General features: G+C 72.8%; 23 protein-coding genes and 5 pseudogenes. 7 read left to right on the forward strand and 21 right to left on the reverse strand.

The window, feature by feature from the left end:
- Nucleotides 1–8 precede the first annotated feature (8 nt).
- From H0S67_RS26065 to H0S67_RS20980, 9 genes and pseudogenes are all read right to left on the reverse strand, one after another.
- Nucleotides 9–269, reverse strand: a complete 261-nt coding sequence (locus tag H0S67_RS26065) for a (2Fe-2S)-binding protein (RefSeq protein ID WP_246354925.1) — start codon at nt 267–269, stop codon at nt 9–11.
- Nucleotides 266–484 carry a 2Fe-2S iron-sulfur cluster-binding protein gene (locus H0S67_RS26070; protein ID WP_246354926.1) on the reverse strand — a complete coding sequence of 73 codons (219 nt, stop codon included), beginning with the start codon at nt 482–484 and terminating at the stop codon, nt 266–268. Before H0S67_RS26070 ends, H0S67_RS26065 begins: the two co-directional genes overlap by 4 nt.
- 8 nt (nt 485–492) lie before the next feature.
- Nucleotides 493–1,977: a molybdopterin cofactor-binding domain-containing protein gene (locus H0S67_RS26075; RefSeq protein ID WP_246354927.1), complete on the reverse strand. Its 1,485-nt coding sequence runs from the start codon at nt 1,975–1,977 to the stop codon at nt 493–495.
- Nucleotides 1,978–2,231: 254 nt separating this feature from the next.
- Nucleotides 2,232–2,510, reverse strand: a pseudogene (locus H0S67_RS26080) (molybdopterin cofactor-binding domain-containing protein); the annotation flags it as partial.
- Nucleotides 2,504–2,821 carry a hypothetical protein gene (locus H0S67_RS26085; RefSeq protein ID WP_246354928.1) on the reverse strand — a complete coding sequence of 106 codons (318 nt, stop codon included), beginning with the start codon at nt 2,819–2,821 and terminating at the stop codon, nt 2,504–2,506. The gene H0S67_RS26085 and the pseudogene H0S67_RS26080, both read right to left, overlap by 7 nt.
- A gap of 243 nt (nt 2,822–3,064) precedes the next feature.
- On the reverse strand, nt 3,065–4,264 hold the full coding sequence (locus H0S67_RS20965) for a PucR family transcriptional regulator (RefSeq protein ID WP_180934631.1): 1,200 nt from the start codon (nt 4,262–4,264) through the stop codon (nt 3,065–3,067).
- Between the two features lie 24 nt (nt 4,265–4,288).
- Nucleotides 4,289–5,635 carry a dipeptidase gene (locus tag H0S67_RS20970; protein WP_180934632.1) on the reverse strand — a complete coding sequence of 449 codons (1,347 nt, stop codon included), beginning with the start codon at nt 5,633–5,635 and terminating at the stop codon, nt 4,289–4,291.
- 31 nt (nt 5,636–5,666) lie between these two features.
- The gene (locus H0S67_RS20975; protein WP_180934633.1) at nt 5,667–6,026 is read right to left on the reverse strand and encodes a sterol carrier family protein; all 360 of its coding nucleotides are present in this window, start codon (nt 6,024–6,026) and stop codon (nt 5,667–5,669) included.
- A gap of 9 nt (nt 6,027–6,035) precedes the next feature.
- A complete protein-coding gene (locus tag H0S67_RS20980) occupies nt 6,036–6,617 on the reverse strand; it encodes a helix-turn-helix domain-containing protein (protein ID WP_180934634.1) in 582 nt (193 codons plus the stop codon).
- Between the two features lie 83 nt (nt 6,618–6,700).
- Here H0S67_RS20980 and H0S67_RS20985 point away from each other — a divergent pair, with 83 nt between their 5' ends.
- Entirely contained in the window at nt 6,701–7,960 is a 1,260-nt protein-coding gene (locus tag H0S67_RS20985) for an MFS transporter (protein ID WP_180934635.1), read from the forward strand.
- A gap of 70 nt (nt 7,961–8,030) precedes the next feature.
- Nucleotides 8,031–9,230, forward strand: coding sequence for an acetate kinase (locus H0S67_RS20990; protein ID WP_180934636.1), 1,200 nt, complete (start codon nt 8,031–8,033; stop codon nt 9,228–9,230).
- A gap of 60 nt (nt 9,231–9,290) precedes the next feature.
- Here H0S67_RS20990 and H0S67_RS26090 read toward each other — a convergent pair whose 3' ends face one another.
- The 5 genes and pseudogenes from H0S67_RS26090 to H0S67_RS28510 form a co-directional block, all read right to left on the reverse strand.
- The gene (locus tag H0S67_RS26090; RefSeq protein ID WP_246354929.1) at nt 9,291–9,854 is read right to left on the reverse strand and encodes a phosphoketolase family protein; all 564 of its coding nucleotides are present in this window, start codon (nt 9,852–9,854) and stop codon (nt 9,291–9,293) included.
- A complete protein-coding gene (locus tag H0S67_RS26095; protein WP_246354930.1) occupies nt 9,794–10,006 on the reverse strand; it encodes a phosphoketolase family protein in 213 nt (70 codons plus the stop codon). The genes H0S67_RS26090 and H0S67_RS26095 overlap by 61 nt, the downstream gene beginning before the upstream one ends.
- A pseudogene (locus H0S67_RS27000) lies at nt 10,003–10,316 on the reverse strand (hypothetical protein). Before H0S67_RS27000 ends, H0S67_RS26095 begins: the two are co-directional and overlap by 4 nt.
- On the reverse strand, nt 10,310–10,657 hold the full coding sequence (locus H0S67_RS27005; protein WP_281369053.1) for a hypothetical protein: 348 nt from the start codon (nt 10,655–10,657) through the stop codon (nt 10,310–10,312). The pseudogene H0S67_RS27000 and the gene H0S67_RS27005 overlap by 7 nt, the downstream one beginning before the upstream one ends.
- Nucleotides 10,658–10,684: 27 nt before the next feature.
- A pseudogene (locus tag H0S67_RS28510) lies at nt 10,685–11,777 on the reverse strand (phosphoketolase family protein); the annotation flags it as partial.
- Between the two features lie 239 nt (nt 11,778–12,016).
- On the opposite strand from H0S67_RS28510, the gene H0S67_RS21000 reads away from it, so the two are divergent.
- Nucleotides 12,017–13,207: an FAD-dependent oxidoreductase gene (locus tag H0S67_RS21000; RefSeq protein WP_246354932.1), complete on the forward strand. Its 1,191-nt coding sequence runs from the start codon at nt 12,017–12,019 to the stop codon at nt 13,205–13,207.
- Here the strand turns inward: H0S67_RS21000 and H0S67_RS28515 are convergent.
- The 4 genes and pseudogenes from H0S67_RS28515 to H0S67_RS21015 all read right to left on the reverse strand — a co-directional run bounded on the left by H0S67_RS28515 (nt 13,125) and on the right by H0S67_RS21015 (nt 16,999).
- Entirely contained in the window at nt 13,125–13,781 is a 657-nt protein-coding gene (locus H0S67_RS28515) for an alpha/beta hydrolase family protein (protein ID WP_425489949.1), read from the reverse strand. The two genes, H0S67_RS21000 and H0S67_RS28515, sit on opposite strands and share 83 nt — an antisense overlap.
- 17 nt (nt 13,782–13,798) lie before the next feature.
- Nucleotides 13,799–14,059 (reverse strand): hypothetical protein, encoded by a 261-nt coding sequence (locus H0S67_RS27615; protein ID WP_219635371.1) that lies wholly within the window; start codon nt 14,057–14,059, stop codon nt 13,799–13,801.
- Nucleotides 14,060–14,115: 56 nt separating this feature from the next.
- Nucleotides 14,116–16,384: pseudogene (gene purL / locus H0S67_RS27620) on the reverse strand (phosphoribosylformylglycinamidine synthase subunit PurL).
- 66 nt (nt 16,385–16,450) lie between these two features.
- The gene (locus H0S67_RS21015) at nt 16,451–16,999 is read right to left on the reverse strand and encodes a TetR/AcrR family transcriptional regulator (RefSeq protein ID WP_180934637.1); all 549 of its coding nucleotides are present in this window, start codon (nt 16,997–16,999) and stop codon (nt 16,451–16,453) included.
- Between the two features lie 113 nt (nt 17,000–17,112).
- Between H0S67_RS21015 and H0S67_RS21020 the strand changes: the two genes are divergently transcribed.
- Both H0S67_RS21020 and H0S67_RS21025 read left to right on the forward strand, forming a co-directional pair.
- Nucleotides 17,113–18,576 carry an MFS transporter gene (locus H0S67_RS21020; protein WP_180934638.1) on the forward strand — a complete coding sequence of 488 codons (1,464 nt, stop codon included), beginning with the start codon at nt 17,113–17,115 and terminating at the stop codon, nt 18,574–18,576.
- A gap of 319 nt (nt 18,577–18,895) precedes the next feature.
- Nucleotides 18,896–20,245, forward strand: coding sequence for a glycoside hydrolase domain-containing protein (locus H0S67_RS21025; protein WP_180934639.1), 1,350 nt, complete (start codon nt 18,896–18,898; stop codon nt 20,243–20,245).
- A gap of 12 nt (nt 20,246–20,257) precedes the next feature.
- On the opposite strand, the gene H0S67_RS21030 is transcribed toward H0S67_RS21025, so the two are convergent.
- Genes H0S67_RS21030 through purS form a run of 3 tightly spaced genes read right to left on the reverse strand, consistent with a single transcriptional unit; the run spans nt 20,258 to nt 21,638 of the window.
- Nucleotides 20,258–20,707 (reverse strand): DUF3817 domain-containing protein, encoded by a 450-nt coding sequence (locus tag H0S67_RS21030; RefSeq protein WP_180934640.1) that lies wholly within the window; start codon nt 20,705–20,707, stop codon nt 20,258–20,260.
- Nucleotides 20,704–21,372, reverse strand: a complete 669-nt coding sequence (purQ, locus tag H0S67_RS21035) for a phosphoribosylformylglycinamidine synthase subunit PurQ (RefSeq protein ID WP_180934641.1) — start codon at nt 21,370–21,372, stop codon at nt 20,704–20,706. Before purQ ends, H0S67_RS21030 begins: the two co-directional genes overlap by 4 nt.
- Nucleotides 21,369–21,638, reverse strand: a complete 270-nt coding sequence (purS, locus tag H0S67_RS21040) for a phosphoribosylformylglycinamidine synthase subunit PurS (protein ID WP_180934642.1) — start codon at nt 21,636–21,638, stop codon at nt 21,369–21,371. The genes purQ and purS overlap by 4 nt, the downstream gene beginning before the upstream one ends.
- A 110-nt stretch (nt 21,639–21,748) precedes the next feature.
- On the opposite strand from purS, the pseudogene H0S67_RS27625 reads away from it, so the two are divergent.
- Both H0S67_RS27625 and H0S67_RS27630 read left to right on the forward strand, forming a co-directional pair.
- Nucleotides 21,749–21,889: pseudogene (locus tag H0S67_RS27625) on the forward strand (general stress protein); the annotation flags it as partial.
- Between the two features lie 127 nt (nt 21,890–22,016).
- Complete coding sequence (locus tag H0S67_RS27630) at nt 22,017–22,232, forward strand: hypothetical protein (RefSeq protein WP_343050524.1); 216 nt, start codon at nt 22,017–22,019, stop codon at nt 22,230–22,232.
- Nucleotides 22,233–22,238: the final 6 nt, after the last annotated feature.

Below are 22,238 nucleotides of genomic sequence, written 5' to 3' on the forward strand. Positions count from 1 at the left end.
CTGCCGCCTCACATGTGGCGCTCGCCCTGCGTGATCGCCTCCCGGATCCGCGTGTAGGTGCCGCAGCGGCAGATGTTGCGGATGCCGTCGAGGTCGGCCTCGGTGATCGAGCGGCCCTCGCGGCGTACCTTCCCGACCAGGGCGACCGCGGCCATGATCTGGCCCGGCTGGCAGTAGCCGCACTGGGCCACGTCACGGTCCAGCCACGCCTGCTGCATCGGGTGGAGGTCCCGGCCGACCGTCCCGGGGAGACCCTCGATGGTGGTCACCTCGTCGTCGGGGCCAGGTCGCCCACCCGCACCGAGCAGGGGTTGAAGGCACGGCCGTTGATGTGCGAGGTGCACGCCTTGCAGACGTTGATGCCGCAGCCGTACTTGGGGCCGGTCACCCCGAGCAGGTCGCGCAGCACCCAGAGGACCCGCACGTCGTCGTGGACGTCCACGGTGATGCTCTTGCCGTTGAGGATGAAGGTCTGCTGGCTCATGGCGCTCCTCAGTAGGTGAGCTTCAGCCCGTTGGTGGGCGACTGCGGGATCGGGGGGACGACCGGCTTCGGGGTGAACTGCAGCGGGTCGCGGTGGTTGATCGGGAAGTACGCCGGCACGGTGCCGGTCGCGCGGGCGTACGCGCACGCCACCGCCGCGAACGTGGCCGCGACCCCGGCCTCGCCGGCGCCGCCGGGCTGGCCGCTGTCGGAGGGCATCACGAAGACCTGCACCTCGGGCGGGGTGTTCCACTGCCGCGTGTAGAAGTAGTTGTCCCAGCTGGCCTCCAGGAAGTGGCCGTCGCGCAGGTGCAGGCTGGAGGTGAGCGCCAGCGCGATGCCGTCGTTGATGCCGCCCTGCATCTGGGCCTCGAGGCCGCGCGGGTTGACCACCAGCCCGACGTCGATGGCGTGCACGACCTTCGTGACCCGCGGTCCGCCGACGCCGTCGCGGATGTCGCGATCGACGGTCCGGGGTCGGCAGTCGATCTCCACCAGGCAGGCGCTGGCGCCCTTGTACTCCTTGTGGATCGCGATGCCCTGCGCGGTGCCCTTCGGCATCGGGCGACCCCACTGCCCCTCGGTGGCGACCTTGTCGAGCACCGCCCTCACCCGGTCGTTGCGCAGGTTGGCCTTGCGGAACTCGTAGGGGTCCTGCTTCAGCGCGGCCGCGAGCTGGTCGACCACGAGCTCGCCGGCGGTGCGGACGTCGGGTGAGTAGATGTTGCGCATCGACCCGGTGTTGAACCGCTCGTCGGTCTCGGTCAGCGTCTGGGAGACCACGCCGAAGTCGTACGGGACCTCCTGGGTGAGCGCGAAGATCGTCTCGGCGTACCCGAGGTTGCCCATGCCCGCCGGCAGGTCGGCGGCCATGGCGCTGATGATCTCGCCCAGCCCGTGCCGGAAGTCGGTCTCGACGCTCGTGTGCGCCTGCTGGAAGGCCAGCACCTCGCCGCCGGCGTGGGTGACCCGGACCCGGCTCGTCGCCATCGGGTGACCCCGGCCGACCCGGGCGTCGTCGGCCCGGTGCCACATCAGCTTGACCGGCTTGCCCATCGCCTGCGAGATCGTGGCCGCTTCGAGAGCGCCGTCGAAGAACAGCCGGCGGCCGAACGAGCCGCCACCCTGCACGACGTGCACTGTGACCTGGTCCGGCGTCATCCCCAGCTGCTCCGCGATCCGCTCCTGGGCGGTGATCGGCGACTTGAGGCCGGCCCAGACGGTGGCCCGGTCGGTGCGCACGTCGGCGACCGCGGAGTTGGTGTCCATGGCGGAGTTGCTGCGGAAGTAGAAGAGGAAGTCGTGCTCGATCGTCTCCGCGAGCGGGTTGTCCGGCGGGGCGGGCAGGGCGACCTCGGCCGCCCTGAGCTCCTTGACGATGTCGCCGTCGGACTGTCCGGCCACCGGGCCGTCGTTCCAGTCGACCCGCATCGCGCGGATCGCGTCGATGCACTGGCCGAACGTCTCCGCGCGCACGGCGACGCCGGTGTCCACGACCGCGACGTTGCGACCCCGGGCATCGCCAGGATCTCCGCGCGGTTGCGCAGTCGCTTCGGCGTGCCGTTGAGCGTGGGGGCCCGGCAGACCATGGTCGGCAGGGCGCCCTTGACCTGCAGGTCGGTGGTGTACTCCTTGCGCCCGGTGACCGCCTCGAGCGCGTCGACGCGGTTGTGGCCGACGCCGATCACGCGGAACGCGCTGGTGTCCTTCAGCTGCACGTCGACGGCCTTCGTGGTCACGCTGGCGGCCTTCGTGGCGAGCTCGCCGTACGTGACGCTGGAGCCGTCGGGGGCCTGGATCACCCCGCCACGGGCCCGGAGGTTGTCGACCGTGTCGCCGAGCACGATCGCGGCCGCGTCGAGCAGCGCGGCCTTGGCGACCGCGGCGGCGACCCGGATCGGCGTGTAGGTCGAGATCGTGGTGTTGGAACCGCCCGTGAGCTGGTTGAACGCCAGCTCGGGCCGGGCCTCGGCCAGCGTGACGTGGACCTTGTGGATGGGGAGCTCGAGCTCCTCGGCGATCAGCATCGCCGAGGACGTGGTGATCCCCTGCCCACCTCCATCCGCGGGAGGGCGAACGACGCCGTCCCGTCCTCGTGGACGGTGACCGTGATCAGGTTCGCGGTCGGCCGGCAGGAGTCGGTGAGCAGGTCGTTGAGGTCGTAGAGCTCCGCGGGCTGCGGCGCCGTGGGGGCCGCCGACGCGCGGTCGACGAGCCCGAGGTCCGCGGCGGCGACCAGCGTGGCCCCGCCCAGGACGTACCCGAGAAAGCTGCGGCGCCGAACCCCGGACGGAGCGGGGTCCTCCTGTCCGATGCGGTCGTGGGCGTACGCGGTCATGCGTCCTACCTCCAGAGCATGGGTCCCGGGCGTGCCCGGGACGTCGTGCTCCCTCCCGGGCCCAGCGTGACAGCCGTCACTCCGGCGCGCCATGCCCGGGGTGCCCACGATTCGCGGGGGCCGATTGTGCAGAGTGCACACCCAGGTGACCCCGTCCCCCGGGGGCGGTGAGCCAGGCACCGGATCCAGCCGCGGAACGGTGGCCCACCCACCGCTGGCCGACCAGCGCGCCGGGAGGACAGGTCAGCGGTGCGCGCCGGCGCCGAGGGCACGGAGCGCCAGACCGAGCTCGAGCGGGGGAACGCCGTCGAACCGGTCCTGACCGGTGAGCGTGGCGACCCGCCGCAGCCGGTTGATCACGGTGTTGCGGTGGCAGTGGACCCGGGCCGCCGTGTGGGTGGTCGACCCACCGGTCGCGACCCACGCCTGCAGCGTCTCGATCAGCGGCGCCCGGTCGGCCGGCGGCAGTGCGAGCAGCGGGCCGAGCCAGACGGCGACCAGGCGGCCGGCCACCTCAGGCGAGGTCAGCACCAGTGCCTCGGGCAGCCGGTCGTCGAAGGCCGCCAGTCCGGGCTCGCCGTCGAGCGTCCGGAGCGCCAGCGACGCCTGCCGCATGCCGGCGTCGACGCCGGCGAGGCCCGCGACGACCGCGGAGACGGCCGTGGTCCCCTCGGCACGGTCGCGCAGCACCGCGAGGACCCCGTCGGCCGCCCGGCCGCCGAGCGAGACCAGGCCGACGACCCCGCCGGTGCGGCGCACCCACACCGAGGGCCGGGGCGCCAGCGCCGCCTCGAGACCGGCCGCGTCGAGGCGGTCTCCGAGCACGACCAGGTAGTCACCGGCGACGGGGACGTCGAGGATCCGGGCGGCCTCGTGCGCGAAGCCCGGCTCCTTGGCCCGCCCGCTCAGCACACCCTCCCAGAGCTCCGCGCGCAGCTGCTCGTCGGCGCGGACGGCGGCCCGCTCGGCGAGGTGGTAGGCCGCGGCGACCTGCGCGGAGGTCTCGTCGACGACCTCCCAGAGCCGGGTGCCGACCTCGCGCAGCTCCTCGGCGTCCAGGGCCGAGCGGGCCTGCTCGACCAGGTCGTCCCAGATCAGCCGACCGCCGATCCGGAACGAGCGCAGCACGTCGTCGAGGGGCAGCCCCTGCTCCGCCCTGCGGTGCCCGGTCGCGCGCGCCGCGTCGTACGCCGCGTCGCCGGCCTCGGCCCCGGCAGGCCAGGCGGCAGCGGCCGGGGTCGACCCCGCCACCGCCGCGGCCAGCAGCTCGAGCACCCGCGCGATGTTGTCGTGGCACGACTCCCACAGGTCGTCGTGCGGCACCAGCCGGGTCGCGCGGTAGCCGGGGTTGCTCGCCTCGATCGTGGCGACCAGCCGGTCGGTGAGCGCCTCGAGCCGGGCGCGCCGGTGCCCGGCGAGGAAGGCCAGGGTCTCGGCGCGCACGGCCTGAGTTCGGAGCCGGGACGGTCAGAGATTGCCGAGGTTGTGCAGCAGCAACGCCTCGGCGAGGACGACGCGCTCGAACTCCGCGAGGTGCAGGCCCTCGTTGGCCCCGTGGGCGCGGGTGTCGGGGTCCTCGACGCCCGTGACCAGCACGCTGGCCCGCGGGAACGTCTCGAGGAACTCCGCGATGAACGGGATGGAGCCGCCGACGCCCATGTCGACGGGCTCGGTGCCGTCCCAGGCCTCGGTGAACGCGCCACGCGCCGCGTCGTACGCCGGGCCGGTGGCGTCGATCTGGGTGGCCTCGCCGGTGTCGACGACGGTGACCTCGAGCTCCGCACCCCACGGCACGTGGGACTCGAGGTGGGCGGTGAGGCAGGCCAGGGCGTTCTCGGTGGTGTCGCCGGGGGCGATCCGCATCGAGATCTTGGCGCGGGCCGCCGCCACCAGGGTGTTGCTGGCGCCGTCGACCTTGGGGGCGTCGAGGCCGGTGATGCTCAGCGACGGCTTGGTCCACAGCCGCTCGACGGTCGTCCCCTCGCCGATCCACTCGATGCCCGGGACCGCGCCGGACTCGGCGCGCAGCCGCTCCTCGGGGTACTCGACGTCGGCGGCCGGGCCGCTGTGCAGGCCCTGGACCGCCACGTTGCCGCGGTCGTCGTGCAGGCTCGCGATCAGGCGGGAGAGCGTGATCAGCGAGTCGGGCACCAGGCCGCCCCACATGCCGGAGTGCACGGCGTGGGTGAGGGTGCGGACCTCGACGTCGACGCGGACCAGGCCGCGCAGGCTGGTGGTCAGGGCCGGCACGCCGATGTCCCAGTTGCCGGAGTCGGCGATGACGATGACGTCGGCGCTGAGCTTGTCCCGGTGCTCGGTGAGCAGCGCGGTCAGGGTCTCCGAGCCGACCTCCTCCTCACCCTCGATGAACATGGTGACGCCGACCGGGAGGTCGTCGCCGTGGACCCGCAGGGCGCCGAGGTGGGCCGCGATGCCGGCCTTGTCGTCGGCGGCGCCGCGCGCGTACAGGCGGCCGTCGCGCTCGGTCGGCTCGAACGGCGGCGAGTCCCACTCGGCGTGGTCGTTCTCCGGCTGGACGTCGTGGTGGGCGTAGAGCAGCACCGTGGGCGCGCCCTCGGGCCCGGGCTTGTGGGCGATCACCGCGGGGGCGCCGCCGTCGGCGCTCACGATCTCCACGCTCTCGAACTTCTCGGCCCGGAACAGCTCGGCCACCGCCTCGGCGCTGCGCTGCACCTCGCTCGCGCGGGCCGGGTCGGCGCTGACCGACTCGATCCGGACCAGGTCCTCCAGGTCCCGGCGGATGCCGGGCAGGATCTCGGTCACGCGGGCCCTGATGTCGTCGACGCTCGTCATGGCGGTCACCTTAATCGGGCGCGCGCGGGTCTCACCCCAGCGGGAGGTACGGCGCGAGGTCGGCGCGCTCGCCGCTGGCGCGGACCCGTGCGGAGTCGGCCGCGACCGGCCAGTCCAGGACGCCGGTGGCCAGCGCGATCCAGGTCTCGGCGTCCATCTCCACGACCGCCGGCGGGGTGCCGCGGGTGTGGCGCACGCCCTCCACGACCTGGACCGCGGCGTACGGCGGGACGCGGACCTCGACCGACTTGCCCGGCGCTCGGGACTCGAGCAGCGCGAGGTAGTGCTTGGTCAGCAGCCGCAGGTCGGCCGGCGCCGACTCCCCGGCATCCAGACGGGCACGGGCGTCGGCGACCGCGGCCGGGTCGGCGGGACGGAGTCGGGAGGGCACGCGTCGATCCTAGGAAACCGCGTCGTCGCCCTCGTCGGGGTCGGGGCCCGGGTAGGGCTGGATCAGCTGGTAGATGGAGTACGTCAGCCGCCCCTCCCCGCCGTCCTGGGTCTTGCGGCGCCACCGCTCGACGACGTCGGACATCTCCGCGAGCAGCTCGTCGGACTCCTCGGGAGTGAGCCGCAGGGCCCACTCCGACACCGACTTGTGGATCTTGCTCCCCGGGTCGGACGCGAGGGCCCGGTCGACCAGGTGGTGCCCCCAGGCCCCGGCGTTGCGCTGGAACACCGCGTAGGCCGCCCGCCCGCCGGGCTGCTCGAGCATGTCGCGGGTGCGGAAGCTGATCCCGTCGGCGTCGGCGAGCCGCCACACCCGGTCCCGCTGGTCGCGGGCCTCGTCGGGGGCCTCCTCGATCAGGCCGTACTTCGCCAGCTGGCGCAGGTGGAAGCTGGCCTGGTTGGCGGGGATGCCGAGCTCGCGGGCGATGTCGGCCGCGCGCAGCGTCCCGGCCGCGAACAGCTCGGAAAGGATCCGGTTGCGGGTGGGATGGGCGACCGCACGCAGGATCCGCGGGTCGTCGTAGATCGCCATGACGGCAGCGTACCGCGAATGCGCACCATCAATTGCGCAATAACACTTGCGCATTGATTGTTGCGCAACTTATGGTGCGGAACATGACCGGATACCGCACCCTGGCCCGCAACCACGACTTCACCGTCCTGTGGATCGGCGAGACCGTGTCCGCCCTCGGCAGCAGCATGAGCATGTTTGTGTTCCCGCTGCTCGCCTACGGGCTGACCCACTCGGCCCTCGCTGCCGCCGTCGTGGAGGCGGCCCACCTCCTCGGCATGGTCGGCTTCCTGCTCCCCGGGGGCGTCCTCGCCGACCGGCACGACCGCCGCCGGATCATGCGCACCGCCAGCGTGGCGGGCGCGGTGCTCTACGGCTCGCTGGTCGCTGCCGGCATCCTCGGGCACCTGACGATCTCCCACCTGGTGGTCGTCGCGTTCCTGACCGGGATCTGCGCGGGCGTCTTCGGGCCGGCGGAGCGCTCCTCGGTGCGCACTGTGGTCCCCACCGAGCACCTGTCCACGGCGCTGAGCCAGAACCAGGCCCGCCAGCACGTCGCCGAGCTGCTCGGCGGCCCCCTGGGCGGACTGCTGTACGGCGTGACCCGATGGCTGCCCTTCGCGGCCGACGCGATCAGCTTCGCCTTCTCCTGGGTGATGCTCGGCCGGATCCATGCCGACCTCTCGCCCGCACCCCACGAGGGGGCGCGCCCCTCGCCCGGGGAGGACATCGCCGAGGGGGTCCGCTTCATCGCGGGACGGCCCTTCTTCCGGACGCTCCTGGCCTGGTCGGCGATGGCCAACCTCACGATCAACGCCGTGTTCTTCGTCGCGATCATGCGGCTGGTCAAGGCGGGCTTCCACCCCGCCGAGATCGGTTTCGTGTCCACCGCGGCCGGGATCGGCGGCATCCTCGGGGCGATCGCCGCACCGACGATCATCGACCGCCTCGCGACCGGCCGCCTGACGGTCCTCATCGCCTGGAGCTTCGTCCCGCTGCTGGTGCCCCTGGTGTTCTGGAACAACCCGGTGGCGGTGGGTGCCGCCCTCTTCGCGGGCCTGCTGCTCAACCCGGCCGGCAACGCCGGCATCAGCGCCTACAGCATGGCGCTGACCCCCGACCCCCTCGTGGGGCGGGTCACCTCCGCGACCCAGTTCCTCTCGATGTCGGTGATGCCGCTCGCGCCCGTCGTCGGGGGCCTCCTGCTCAGCGGCCTGGGCGGACCCACCGCCGTCGCCGCGCTCGCGATCCTGACCGCGGCCGTGGCGCTGCTCCCGACCCTGGCCCGCAGCGTCCGCGCCGTGCCGCACCCGCGGGTGTGGCAGGCCGAGCTGGCCGGGCAGCCGGAGCCCGTCGCGGCCTGAGCCGTCCCACCTCCGGCCCCCAGCGGCCTCCCCGTCGTACCGTGGGCCCACGACGAGGGAGGCCGCGGTGGTGTCTGGGCCAGGACAGGTGCTGGTGCTCAACGCAGGCTCCTCTTCGCTGAAGTACCAGGTCGTCGACCCTGCCTCCGGCGCGGCGCCCGTGCAGGGCATCGTCGAGCGGATCGGCAGCGGTGCGGCGCGGCTGACCCACCGCGACCCGGGAGGCACGTCGGACCGGGACCTCGACGCCGACGACCACCTGGCCGCGCTCGCGGCCGTCCACGACGCGCTCGACGGGTCCGGGATCGGCGAGCGCGACCTGCGCGCGGTGGGCCACCGGGTGGTCCACGGCGGGCCCCGGCTCACCCGGGCACACCTGGTCGACGACGCGGTGCTCGCCGAGATCGAGCACCTCGCGCGGCTCGCCCCGCTGCACAACCCGCCCGCGGTCGAGGGCATCCGCAGCGCCCGCGCGGCGTACCCCTGCCTCCCTCAGGTCGCGGCGTTCGACACGGCCTTCTTCGCCGACCTGCCGCCGGCCGCGGCGACGTACGCCGTGGACCGGGCGCTGCTCGAGCGCGAGGAGGTCCGCAGGTACGGCGCGCACGGGATCAGCCATGAGTACGTCGCCGGCGAGGCGGCGGCGCTGCTGGGGCGCGCGCCGGAAGTGCTGTCCCTGGTCGTCCTGCATCTCGGCAACGGCGCATCGGCGGCGGCGGTCCGGGGTGGCCGCCCGGTCGACACCTCGATGGGGCTCACGCCGCTGGAGGGCCTGGTGATGGGCACCCGGGCCGGCGACCTGGACCCCGGGATCCTGCTGCACCTGATGCGGCACGCGGGCCTCGGTCTCGACGAGCTGGAGGACCTGCTGCACCACCGCTCCGGCCTGGAGGGGATGGCCGGTCGCCACGACTTCCGTGACCTGCTCGCGGCGGTGGACGCGGGTGACGAGGCCGCGCGGACGGCGTACGACGTCTACTGCCACCGGCTGCGCAAGTACGTCGGCGCCTACCTCGCCGTCCTCGGCGGCGCCGACGCGGTCGTCTTCACCGCCGGGGTCGGCGAGCATGTGGCTCGCGTGCGCGCCGACGCCCTCGACGGCCTGTCCGCGCTGGGCATCGAGGTCGATCCGGCCCGCAACTCGTCCGACGACGTCGGGGCCCGCCTCGTCTCGACGGACTCCTCCCCCGTGGCCGTCCTGGTCGTGCCCACCAACGAGGAGCTGTCGATCGCGCGCCAGGCGGCGGCGGTGCTGGCCGGCCGCTTGTAACGCGGTGTCCACGTCACCGGCGCGGGGTTGCAGCACCGCACTGGAGCCGTGGACACCGCGTTACATCTGGGCGGCCTCACCCGTGCTCGGGCCCCAGGGCGGTGGCGGTGGTCGACGGGGAGTGCCCGTGCCTCGGCGAGGACAGCTCGCTCCAGCTCCACTCCGCACCTCGGGCAGGTCGTCGCCGTGCTCGCGGGTCCACTCCCGGGCGCGCCGGCGGGTGTCGCCCATCTGCTGGCGCAGCAGCGCGGCGCGCGAGCCGAGGCCGGGCACCCGGTCGATGACGTCCATGACCAGGTGGTAGCGGTCGATCTCGTTCATCATCACCATGTCGAAGGGCGTGGTGGTGGTGCCCTCCTCCTTGTAGCCGCGCACGTGCAGGTTGTGGTGGTTGGTGCGCCGGTAGGTCAACCGGTGGATCAGCCACGGGTAGCCGTGGTAGGCGAAGATCACCGGCCTGTCGGTGGTGAAGAGCGTGTCGAAGTCGCGGTCGGAGAGGCCGTGCGGGTGCTCCTTCTCGTCCTGCAGCCGCATCAGGTCGACCACGTTGACGAAGCGGATCCTCAACGAGGGCAGGTGCTCGCGCAGGATCGAGACCGCCGCCAGCGCCTCCAGGGTCGGCACGTCGCCGGCACACACCCGATGACCACGTCGGGGTCTCCCTCGTCGTTCGACGCCCAGTCCCAGATGCCGACGCCGCGCGCGCAGTGCAGGTCGGCGGACTCGGCGTCGAGCCAGTCGAACGACGGCTGCTTGCCCGCCACGACGACGTTCACGTAGTGCTGGCTACCCAGGCAGTGCTGCATCGTCGAGAGCAGGTGTTGGTGTCCGGCGGCAGGTAGACGCGGACCACCTCGGCCTTCTTGTTCACGACGTGGTCGATGAAGCCCGGGTCCTGGTGGAGAAGCCGTTGTGGTCCTGACGCCACACGTGCGAGCTGAGCAGGTAGTTCAGGCTCGAGATGCGCGGCCGCCACGCCAGGTCGCGGGTGGTCTTGAGCCACTTCGCGTGCTGGTTGAACATCGAGTCGACGAGGTGGATGAAGGCCTCGTAGCAGCTGAAGAGCCCGTGCCGGCCGGTCAGCAGGTAGCCCTCGAGCCAGCCCTGGCAGGTGTGCTCGGAGGGATTTCCATCACCCGCCCCGAGTGCGCGAGGTGCTCGTCGAGGTCACGGATCTCGCCGGCGAACACCTTGTCGGTCACCTCGTAGACCGCGTCGAGCCGGTTGGACGCGGTCTCGTCGGGCCCGAAGATCCGGAACGTCGAGTCGTTGTCGCGCACCACGTCGACGAGGTAGCGGCCGAGCACCCGGGTCGCCTCGTGGATCGAGCCGCCGGGCTCGGTGACCTCCACCGCGTGGTCGCGGAAGTCGGGCAGCCGCAGCGGCGTACGAAGCAGGCCGCCGTTGGCGTGCGGGTTGGCGCTCATCCGGCGTACGCCGACGGGTGCGAGCTCGCGCAGGTCCTCCCGCGGCGACCCGTCGGGGCCGAAGAGCTCCTCGGGCCGGTAGGAGCGCAGCCACTCCTCGAGGATCGCGCGGTGCCCGTCGTTCTCCCGGGTCCCGGCCAGCGGCACCTGGTCGCCCGCCAGGTGCCCTCGACCTGGACGCCGTCGACCCGCGCCGGGCCGGTCCAGCCCTTGGGGGTGACCAGCAGGATCATCGGCCAGGGCCGGCGCTCGACGCTGCGGCCGTCCTCGGCGGCCTCGCGCGCCTCGGCCTGGATGTCGCGGATCGTGTCGTGGGCGCGGTCGAGCGCAGCGGCGAGCTGCCGGTGCACGTCGCGCGGCTGGTCGCCCTCGACGGTGAGGACCTCGTGGCCGTAGCCGCGCAGCAGGCTCTCGAGCTCCTCGCGGGGGATCCGGGCCGGCACGGTCGGGTTGGCGATCTTGTAGCCGTTGAGGTGAAGGATCGGCAGCACGGCCCCGTCGTGGACCGGGTCGACGAACTTGTTCGCGTGCCACGACGCCGCGAGCGGTCCGGTCTCGAACTCGCCGTCGCCGACCACGGCGGCCACGACGAGGTCGGGGTTGTCCATCGCGGCGCCGTACGCGTGGGAGAGCACGTAGCCGAGCTCGCCGCCCTCGTGGATCGAGCCCGGGGTCTCCGGCGCCACGTGGCTGGGGATGCCGCCGGGGAAGGAGAACTGCCGGAAGAGCCCGCGCATCCCGTCGCGGTCCACCCGATGGACGGGTAGACCTCGCTGTAGGTGCCCTCGAGCCAGGCGTTCGCGACCGCGGCCGGCCCGCCGTGACCGGGTCCGGCGAGGAAGATCGCGTCGACGTCGCGCTGGCGGATCAGCCGGTTGAGGTGGGTCCAGACCAGGTTGAGCCCCGGCGTGGTGCCCCAGTGGCCGAGCAGCCGCGGCTTGATGTCCTCGGCGACCAGCGGCCGCTCGAGCAGCGGGTTGTCGAGCAGGTAGATCTGGCCGACGGCCAGGTAGTTGGCGGCGCGGAACCAGCGGTCGAGCCGGTCGACCTCGGCATCGTCGAGGACGGTGGGCGCCGCCCGGTCGGCTGACGGCTCGCTCCGGCGGGTGAAGATGGGCATGCGGACCTCTCGTCGACGGCGGACGCGCCCCACGGTGCCACGAGTGGCAGGGGTGGTGGGAGGGTCGAAGGTCCGTAACCACGCGGCCGGCCACTCGCGGGCGTACGCCGTCGACCCGCGCCGGGCGCCGTCGCGTCTTCGAGGTGACGACCGGGCGCTGAGCGGCCGCACCCCCACGATTCGGTAGGCGCCGGTCGTTGCGACGCCCCCTCGGAGGCCCGCGCCGTACCCTCGTCCGCGTGACGGGAGAGACGCGTGTCGGCGTGGTGGGCGCCGGGATCATCGGGCTCGCGGTGGCCCGGCAGCTGCAGCGGACGCGCCCCGACGTCGAGGTGACGGTCTTCGACAAGGAGCCCAGCGTCGGCAGCCACCAGACCGGCCACAACAGCGGGGTCGCGCACGCCGGGCTCTACTACCCGCGGGACTCCCTCAAGGCGCGGCTGTGCCGGCGTGGGATCGGGCTGCTCAAGGAGTACTGCGCCGACCGCGGCATCCCCTACGTCGAGTGCGGCAAGACCGTCGTCGCGGTGACCGAGGAGGAGGTGCCGCGGCTGCGCGACATCGAGGAGCGCGCCCGCCACAACGGCGTGCCCGGGCTGCGGAGGCTCTCACCGGAGGAGATCCGCGAGCACGAGCCGCACATCCACGGTGTCGCCGGCCTGCACTCCCCCTCGACCGCGATCGTCGACTTCGTCGCCGTCACCCGGGCGTACGCCGACGACGTGGTCGCCGCCGGCGGCACCCTGCTGCTCGGCACCCGGTCACCTCGATCACCCGCGACGGCGACGTGGTCCGCGTCGTGGCCGGTGAACGCCGGACACCTTCGACCGCCTGGTCGTCTGCGCCGGCCTGCAGTCGGACCGCGTGGCCCGGCTGGCGGGCGACGACGAGGGCCGGCGATCGTGCCGTTCCGCGGGGAGTACCTCACGATGCGTCCCGACCGCGCGCACCTGGTGAACGGGCTGGTCTACCCCGTCCCCGACCCGCGCTACCCGTTCCTCGGCGTCCACTTCACCCGCCGGGTCGACGGCACGGTCGACATCGGACCGAACGCCGTGCTGTCCACGGCCCGCGAGGGCTACCGGCGCAGCGACCTGGTCGTCCGCGACCTCGCCGAGACCCTGGCCTGGCCGGGGTTCCGGCGGCTGGCCCGCCAGCACTGGCGGATGGGCGTCACCGAGATGCGGGGCTCACTGTCGCGGCGTGCCTTCGTCGCCGGCGCCCGCCGCTACCTGCCCGAGCTGACCGCCGCCGACGTCGACGGGCGGCACGCCGGTGTGCGGGCCCAGGCGCTGGACCGCGACGGCACCCTCGTCGACGACTTCCGGATCAGCCGGCTGGGCCCGGTCACCGCCGTACGCAACGCCCCGTCGCCCGCCGCCACCTCCTCGCTCGCCATCGCCGAGCACCTCTGCGAGGGCCTGCTCTGACGCCGAGCGGGTAGTCCCCGAGCTCAGCGGTCGTCAGGCGAGGGAGTCGAGGATCGCGAGGGTGCGCTTCCAGGCGTCGGAGCCGGTGTCGATGACGGTGAAGTGGTCGCCCTCGACCTCGACCAACTCGGCCCGGGCGCCCGCGGCGGTGGCGGCCGCGACGTAGCCGCGGGACTGGCTGATCGCACGATGTCGTCGGCGCCGCCGTGCACGCACACAGACCGGTACGTCGAGCGGGACCTGCTGCTGCGGGTCCGCCGGGGCGTCGCCGGGTCCGGGGGCGTGGCCCAGGAACGCCTCGACCGGCGCCGCTGCCCAGCCCCTCGTCGTACGCCGCCCGCAGGTCCAGCACGCCTGCCTGGGAGACGACGGCGGTGACGTCCACCCCGTCGACCCAGCGCTCGAAGCGGCCACGGGAGGCCGCCCAGGTCGCGAGGTGGCCGCCGGCGGAGTGTCCGAGCGTGACCACGGTCGACAGGTCGAGATCGAGGTCGGCCAGGCGGTCGATGCCGGCCGCCACGTCGTCGAGGGTGGTGGGCGTGCCGCCGCCACCTCCGGACGCGGCGGGACCCACCCGGCGGTACTCGAGGTTCAACGCGGCCCAGCCCTGGTCGACCAGGCTCGACGCGAGGGGACGGCCCAGGAGAGGTCGTAGGCCGCCTTCCAGAAGCCGCCGTGGATCACCACCACGACCCCGCGCGGCGTGCCGTCGGGCAGCGAGAGCTCGGCGTACTGGCTGGGGTCGTCGCCGTAGGTGATCTTGCGCGGGTCGGTCACGGCCTCATCCTCGCAAGCGGCGAGCAGCCCGACGGCACCCAACGCGCCGATCGCCAGCAGCGTGCGCCGGCTCACGTCGGCTCGTGTGCCTGAAGACGCGCCCCGGCGCGCGCTGGGGCACACGACCCGGGTCAGGCGAGAGCGGCGGGGAGGGTGGCGGTCCAGGCCGCGCGGAGCTCGGCGAGCGGCACGGAGAACTGCCCGTCGACGTCCACGGAGTCGCCGCCGGTCGCGCCGAGCGGGGTGAGGGGTACGCCGTGGCGCCCGGCCAGCTCGGCCAGCCGGTCCTCGTCGCCCGGAGCCACCGTGACCAGCACCCGCCCGACCGACTCCCGCGAACAGGTCCACGAAGGCATCGCCGGGCAGCGAGACGCTCACGCCGACGTCGTGGCGCAGAGCCGCCTCGACCAGCGTCTGGCCCAGGCCACCGTCGGAGAGGTCGTGCGCGCTGGTGAGCAGCCCGACGCCCTCGCGGAGCAGCTCGGCGAGCGCCTTCTCGGCGGCCAGGTCCACCCGCGGCGGCAGACCGCCGAGGTGCCCGTGGACGACGTTCGCCCACTCCGAGCCGGACAGCTCCTCGCGGGTCTCGCCGAGCAGGAAGACCCGCTCGCCGGCCGCCGCCCACGCCGAGGGCGTACGGCGGGTCACGTCGTCGATCACGCCGAGCACGGCCACGACCGGGGTCGGCAGGATCGCGGTCTCGCCGGTCTGGTTGTAGAGGCTCACGTTGCGCCGGTGACCGGATGCCGAGCTCGACGCAGGCGTCCTTCAGCCCGCGGCAGGCCTCGGCGAACTGCCACATCACCGCCGGGTCCTCGGGCGAGCCGAAGTTCAGGCAGTCCGAGATCGCCAGCGGGGTGGCACCACCGGTGGCGACGTTGCGGTAGGACTCGGCCAGGGCCAGCTGCGCCCCGGCGTACGGGTCGAGCTTGGCGAAGCGGCCGTTGCAGTCGGTCGAGACCGCGACCCGAGGTTGGTCGCCTCGTCGACGCGCACCATGCCGCTGTCCGAGGGCTGCGCGAGCACGGTGTTGCCGCGCACGTAGCGGTCGTACTGGTCGGTGATCCACGACTTGTCGCACAGGTTCGGCGAGGCGACCAGGCGGAGCAGCGTGTCGCGCAGCTCCTCGCCGGTCGCGGGGCGCGGGAGCTTCTCCCGCGACGTCGGCCTGCAGGGCGTCCTGCCAGTCGGGGCGGCGTAGGGGCGCTGGTACGTCGGCCCTCGTGGGCGACCGTCCGCGGCGTACGTCGACGACCCGCTCGCCGTGCCAGTCGATGTGCAGCCGCCCGGTGTCGGTCACCTCGCCCCCACGACGGCCTCGACGTCCCACTTGGCGCAGATCGCCATGAACGCGTCGACGTCGCCGGGCTCGACGACGGCCATCATCCGCTCCTGCGACTCGCTCATCAGGATCTCCTCCGGCGCGAGGGTGGAGTCGCGCAGCGGGACCCGGTCGAGCTCGACGTGCATGCCGCCGTCGCCGGCGGAGGCGAGCTCCGAGGTGGCGCAGGAGAGGCCGGCGCCGCCGAGGTCCTGGATGCCGGCGACCAGGCCGGCGGCGAAGATCTCGAGGGTGCACTCGATGAGCAGCTTCTCCATGAACGGGTCGCCGACCTGCACGCTGGGCCGCTTGGCCGGACCGTCCGCGTCGAAGGTCTCGCTCGCGAGCACGCTGACGCCGCCGATGCCGTCGCCGCCGGTGCGGGCGCCGTACAGGATCACCTGGTTGCCGACCCCGGACGCCTTGGCGAGGTGCAGGTCCTCGTGCCGGAGCACGCCGACGCAGAGCGCGTTGACCAGCGGGTTGCCGAGGTAGGTCTCGTCGAAGACCGCCTCGCCGCCGATGTTGGGCAGGCCGAGGCAGTTGCCGTAGCCACCGACGCCGGCGACGATCCCGGGCAGCACCCGATGGGTGTCGGGGGCGTCGAGCGGGCCGAACCGAAGCGGGTCCATGACCGCGACCGGCCGGGCCCCCATGGCCAGGATGTCGCGGACGATGCCGCCCACACCGGTCGCGGCGCCCTGGTAGGGCTCGACGTACGACGGGTGGTTGTGACTCTCGACCTTGAACGTGACGGCGTAGCCTTGGCCGACGTCGATCACGCCGGCGTTCTCGCCGATGCCGGCCAGCATCTTGCCGGCGGGCGTCTCCTGCGGGATCTCGGAGAACTGCTTGAGGTGCACCTTGGAGCTCTTGTAGGAGCAGTGCTCGCTCCACATCACGGAGTACATCGCGAGCTCGGAGCTGGTGGGGCGGCGGCCGAGGATCTCGCGGATCCGCTGGTACTCGTCCGCCTTCAGGCCGAGGTCGGCCCACGGCTGCTCGTGGTGGGGGTCGTCCTTGGCGACGGCGACGGTGTCGAGGCGGACCTGGCGGGCGGTGCTGACGGTCTCGGGCACGGTCGCCAATCTACCGGCGGTCACCGGCCGGACCCGACTCGGCGTACGCCCCCGGAATCGGTGGCCTCAGCGGAGGAGGCCGTCCGCGACGATCTCGAGCAGCGGGCGGACGGCGCTGACCGGCGCACCGGCGTTGTCCGCGACGGTCGCGACGCCGCCGACGAGCTGGCCGACCTGGAGGGCGCTGACGCCCGGGCGCAGGGCGTCGTCGGCCTCGAGCCGGTCGATGACGCGCTGGCTGGCGGCGACCAGCACCTGGCACTTGGTCTGGATCGGGGAGTCGGGGTCGCCCATCGCCGAGGTGATCTTGGCGGGGCCGCCCTTGTGCAGGGAGATGAGGGCGGCGTAGGTCTCCAGCCAGCCGATCAGCAGCTCGCGGTCGGGGCCCTCGAAGGCGAGCGCCTTCTCGGTACCCTCGTTCACCCGGTCCACCCAGCTCTGCATGATCGCGTCGAGCAGGGCATCCCGGGTGGGGAAGTGCCGGTAGAGGGTGCCTGCCCCGACTCCGGCCCGCTTGGCGACCTCGTCGAGGGACGCGTCGTACCCGTGCTCGCGGAAGACCTCGCGCGCCACCTCGATGAGGCGGTCGCGGTTGCGCTTGGCGTCGGCACGCATTGCACACACCCCTTGCTAAGTGGAGACAGTCTCCGCTACTGTTGATCCCGAACCGGAGTCATTCTCCGCTAAGTCTACGTCGGTCGGCAAGACCAGAACAGGACTGACTCTCCATGTCTCCATCCCTCACCACAACCTCGCCCAGCACCACCCCTACCGAGCTGCCGCCGAACGCCGGCCGCGCCGCCACCGGGATCGCGATCGTGCTGGTCGCTCAGCTGATGCTCGTCCTCGACGCGACGGTCGTGAACGTCGCACTCCCCCGCATCGACACCGACCTCGGCTTCGGGCCGGCGTCGCTGTCGTGGGTCCTCAACGCCTACACGCTCACCTTCGGCGGTCTGCTGCTCCTCGGCGGACGGCTCGGCGACGTCCGCGGCCGGCTGCGCCTCTTCGAGATCGGCCTGGCCCTCTTCACCCTCGCCTCGGCGCTGGGCGGCCTCGCCCAGACCCCGGGCCAGCTCGTCGCCGCCCGCGCCCTCCAGGGCGTCGGCGCGGCGATGGCCGCCCCGAGCGTGCTCGCCCTGCTCACCACCAGCGCGCCCGACGAGGCCGCGCGCAACCGGGCCTTCGCGCTCTTCGGCGCCGTCTCCTCCGGGGGCGCCTCGATCGGGCTGCTGCTCGGCGGCCTGCTGACCGATGTCGGCTCCTGGCGCTGGACCCTGTTCATCAACGTGCCGCTCGGCATCGCGGTGCTGCTGCTCGCGCGCCGCTTCGTCGACGAGACCCCGCGGCGCCCCGGCAAGTTCGACCTGGTCGGCGCGGCCACCGCCACCCTGGGTGCGGTCTCCATCGTCTGGGCCCTGATCGGGACGCCCGAGCACGGATGGACCTCTCCGCGGACCCTCGCCGGGTTCGCGATCGGCCTGGCCCTGCTCGCCGTGCTGGCGCGCACCGAGGTGCGGCACCCGCACCCGCTGGTCCAGCCGCACCTGGTCCGCAACCGCCGCCGGGTCGGCGCCCTGGCTGTGATGGCGCTGGTGATCGGCGCCAACCTGTCGATGTTCTTCCTCGTCGTGCAGTACGTCCAGCGCGTCCTCGGCTTCGGCCCGCTCGCGTCCGGCTTCGCGTTCCTGCCGTTCAGCCTGGGCATCTTCGCGATGTCGCGGGTCACCCCGTGGCTGATCGGCCGCCTCGGCCCGCGCACGATGATGATGATCGGCACCGCGTCGATGGTCGTCGGCTACGCCTGGCTGAGTGGGATCGGCACCACCGACACCTACCTCGGCGCGGTGTTCGGGCCGATGCTGATCGCGGGCCTGGCGACCGGCTTCGTCTTCATGCCGATCACCGCGACCGTGCTCGGCGGTGTCGAGCCCGAGCACGCCGGCTCGGCCTCCGGCCTGCTGCAGACCACCCAGCAGCTGGGCAGCGCGGTCGGCGTCGCGGCGATCGTTTCGGTGTACGCCGCCGGCGCGGTCCCCGGTGAGTTCGTGCCGGGTGTCCGGGCGGCGTTCCTCACCTCGGCCGCGTTCGCGGCGGTCGCGTTCTTGGTGGCGACCTTCGTGCTCCGTCCGCAGCGCAAGACCGCGGTCGCCGAGGTGGAGCCGGAGCCGGTGCTCGCCGACGCCGCCTGACCCCCGCCGAGTCGGCGCTCGTTGACGCCCACCACACCGCCGAGTCGGCGCTCGTTGACGCCCTCCCCCGTCAACCTGCGCCGACTCGGCGTTCCCACCCCGTCAACCTGCGCCGACTCGGCGTCCCCACCCCGTCAACCTGCGCCGACTCGGGGGCTACTCGTGGCGGAACGGGCCGGGGCGCGTCAGAGAGCCGGACGGCCCACCCGGCACGAATTACAGATCTGTAGTTAGCCGGAACTGGTGTTACTGGTGTGATTTCTGAGGCTATGGTGACGAGGCTTCGCCCGTGTCCACCCACGTTTCCGCTGGAGTCACCATGTCCCGTTGGGCCGCCTCGACCGCCCGCGCCGCCGTCCTGAGCCTCGTGATCGGCGTGTTCGCGTCGCTCGCGGTGGGCGCCCCGGCCCGGGCCGACAACCCGGTCACCCCCGGCAACTTCACCGGCTACGGCTTCGACCAGTGCCTGGCGCCGTCGCAGTCGACGATGAACCAGTGGCTCGACCACTCGCCGTTCCTGGCCGTGGGCATCTACATCTCGGGCTACTCGCGGGCCTGCCTCAACCAGCCCAACCTGACCCCGAAGTGGGTGAGCACCCAGCTCGCGCGTGGCTGGCGGCTGCTGCCGATCACGCTCGGGCCGCAGGCGTCGTGCCAGCCGCGGTTCCCGCGCTACGGCACCGACAAGACGATCAACCCCGCGCCCGGAAGCAAGGGCCGCTACGGCCAGGCCCGCAAGCAGGGCTCGGCGGAGGCCACCAAGACCGTCGGCGTCGCGAAGTCGCTCGGCCTCGTGCCCGGCAGCACGATGTGGTACGACCTCGAGGGCTTCGACAGCTCCAACACCGACTGCCGCGAGTCCGCGCTGGCCTTCCTGTCCGCCTGGACCCGGCAGATCCACGCGCTCGGCTACGTCTCCGGCGTCTACTCCAGCGCCGGCTCCGGGATCGCGATGCTCGACAACGCCCGCGTGAACCGCCCCGACGCCTTCAAGCTGCCCGACCAGATCTGGATCGCGCGTTGGGACGGCGCCGCCAACACCTCCACCTCCTACATCCGCGAGGACGGCTGGCAGCCGCACGCTCGGGTGAAGCAGTACCAGGGCGGGCACGACGAGACCTGGGGCTCGGCCAAGGTCAACATCGATCGCGACTACCTCGACCTCGGGCTGGGGTCGTTCGCGGCCAAGGAGGTGCACTGCTCGGGCGTCGTGATCAGCTCGCAGAAGTACCTCCCGCTCAAGCCGGCCACGACGGACACCACCCCGGACGCGGGCCAGGTCCAGGCGCTGCAGTGCCTGCTCAAGGAGCACGGCCTCTACGCCGGCAAGGTCAACGGCGTCTACAACAGCGCCACGATCGCCGCCGCCAACAAGTGGCAGTCCGCCCACGCGCTCACCGTGAGCACGACCTGGTCCCGGCGCAGCTGGATGACCCTGCTCATCGACGGCCCCCGGCCGGTGCTCAAGACGGGCTCGGCCGGCCCGGAGGTACGGCGCCTCCAGCGGACCCTGAACGCGGCCAGCGGCACCGCGCAGCTGACCGTCGGCGGCGTGTTCGACGCCGCGACCCAGTCGGCCCTGCGCACTTGGCAGGGCAAGGTCGGGCTCGACGTGGACGGGATCGCCAACTCGCCCACCTGGAAGGCGTTGCGAGCCGCCGAGCGCTGAGCCTCGCGGCGGTCAGGAGCCGGGCGGGCCGACCAGCAGGGCCACCCCCCCGGTGAGGGCGACCACGGCGACGACGCCGGCCAGGGCTCCGCGCAGCGGGTGGCGCAGCTGCCGGGCGGCCAGCCGCTCGACCGGGCCGGCGGGCTCGGTGGTGACGAGCCGCCAGGAGGTGTCCAGCGCGCCGCGGCGCTCGGCGTACCGGTCGAACCACACCGTCATGAACGGCGGGACCGCGCAGGCCAGGCCGAGCAGCACCCGGCCGCGGGTCCAACGCTGGTCGACGCCGACGAGCAGCGTCACCAGGCAGTAGGCGATGAAGACCACGCCGTGCGCCATCCCGAACACCCGGACGCCGAGCTCGGTGGTGTGGGTGACGTACTTGAGGAACATCCCGATCAGCAGCAGCGCCCAGGTGATCGCCTCGGCGATCGCGACCCGACGGAAGAGCGACAGGGGGTTCACGAGAGGACGGCCGCTGCGAGCGAGGTGAAGAACCCCAGGCCGTCGGTGCCGGACCCGGTGAGGTCCTCGACCGAGTGCTCGGGGTGAGGCATCAGGCCGACCACGTTGCCGCGCTCGTTGGTGATGCCGGCGATGTCGCGCGCCGACCCGTTGGGGTTGACGTCGAGGTAGCGGGCCACGACCCGACCCTCGCCCTCGAGCCGGTCGAGGGTGTCGGCGTCGGCGACGAAGCCGCCCTCGCCGTTCTTCAGCACGATCGTGACCTCGGCTCCCGGCTCGTACGACGAGGTCCACGGAGTCGCGACGTTCTCGATCCGCAGCCGCTGGTCACGGCAGACGAACTTGCGGTGGTCGTTGCGGATCAGCGCACCGGGGAGCAGGTGGGACTCGCACAGGATCTGGAAGCCGTTGCAGATGCCGAGCACCGGCATGCCCCGCTGGGCGGCCTCGATGACCTCGGCCATCACCGGCGAGAAGCGGGAGATGGCACCGCAGCGCAGGTAGTCGCCGTAGGAGAACCCGCCCGGCAGGACGACCGCGTCGACGCCGCGCAGGTCGTGGTCGCCGTGCCACAGGGCGACCGCCTCGTGGCCGCCGAGCCGGACCGCGCGCTGGGCGTCGACGTCGTCGAGCGAGCCCGGGAAGGTGACGACCCCGACCTTCACTCGACGGCCTCGACCGCAGCGACCGTCTCGACCGAGACGGTGAAGTCCTCGATCACCGGGTTGGAGAGCAGGGTCTCGGCCATCTGCCGCACCTCGGCGAGGACCTCGTCGGTCAGCTCGCCGTCGAACTCGAGCTCGAAGCGCTTGCCCTGACGGACATCGGTGACGCCGGAGAACCCCAGCCGCGGCAGGGCGCCGAGGACGGCCTTCCCCTGCGGGTCGAGGATCTCGGGCTTGGGCATGACGTCGACGACGACTCGGGGCACGGAGGGCTCCTGATGGCGGGGGCTGCTGCGGCTCGATTCTACGGGACCTTCGACCCACGGCTCCCGCTGGGCGGCTCCGGCAGACTAGGAGCATGAGCATGCCGACCGGAATGCCCGGCAGGTCCCCGCTGAAGCTGCAGTTCCCGCAGTCCCTGGCGGTCTACGACGACTACGAGTCTGCCCAGCGGGCCGTCGACTTCCTCTCGGACAACAAGTTCCCGGTCGAGCAGTGCATGATCGTCGGCACCGACCTCAAGCGCATCGAGCGGATCACCGGCCGGCTGACCACCGGACGCGTGGCGATGGCGGGCTGCTGTCGGGCGTGTGGCTCGGCCTGTTCGTGGGCATCATCTTCGCCCTCTTCGACAACAGCAAACCGTGGCGGTGGTCGTCTCCACGATGCTGTTCGGGGCGCTGTTCGGGGTGGTCTGGGCGCTCGTGGGGTACGCCGCCACCCGCGGCCACCGCGACTTCTCCTCGGTCACCTCGGTGGTCGCGACGAAGTACGAGGTCCTCGTCGAGCACAAGGTGGCCCAGCAGGCCCGTGACCTGCTCGCGCAGCTGCCCGGCGCGATGCCGGACCCGTTCGCCTGAGCCGTC

This window comes from Nocardioides ungokensis (genome assembly GCF_013466985.1).
In the GTDB taxonomy this organism is placed as follows: Bacteria; Actinomycetota; Actinomycetes; order Propionibacteriales; family Nocardioidaceae; genus Nocardioides; species Nocardioides ungokensis.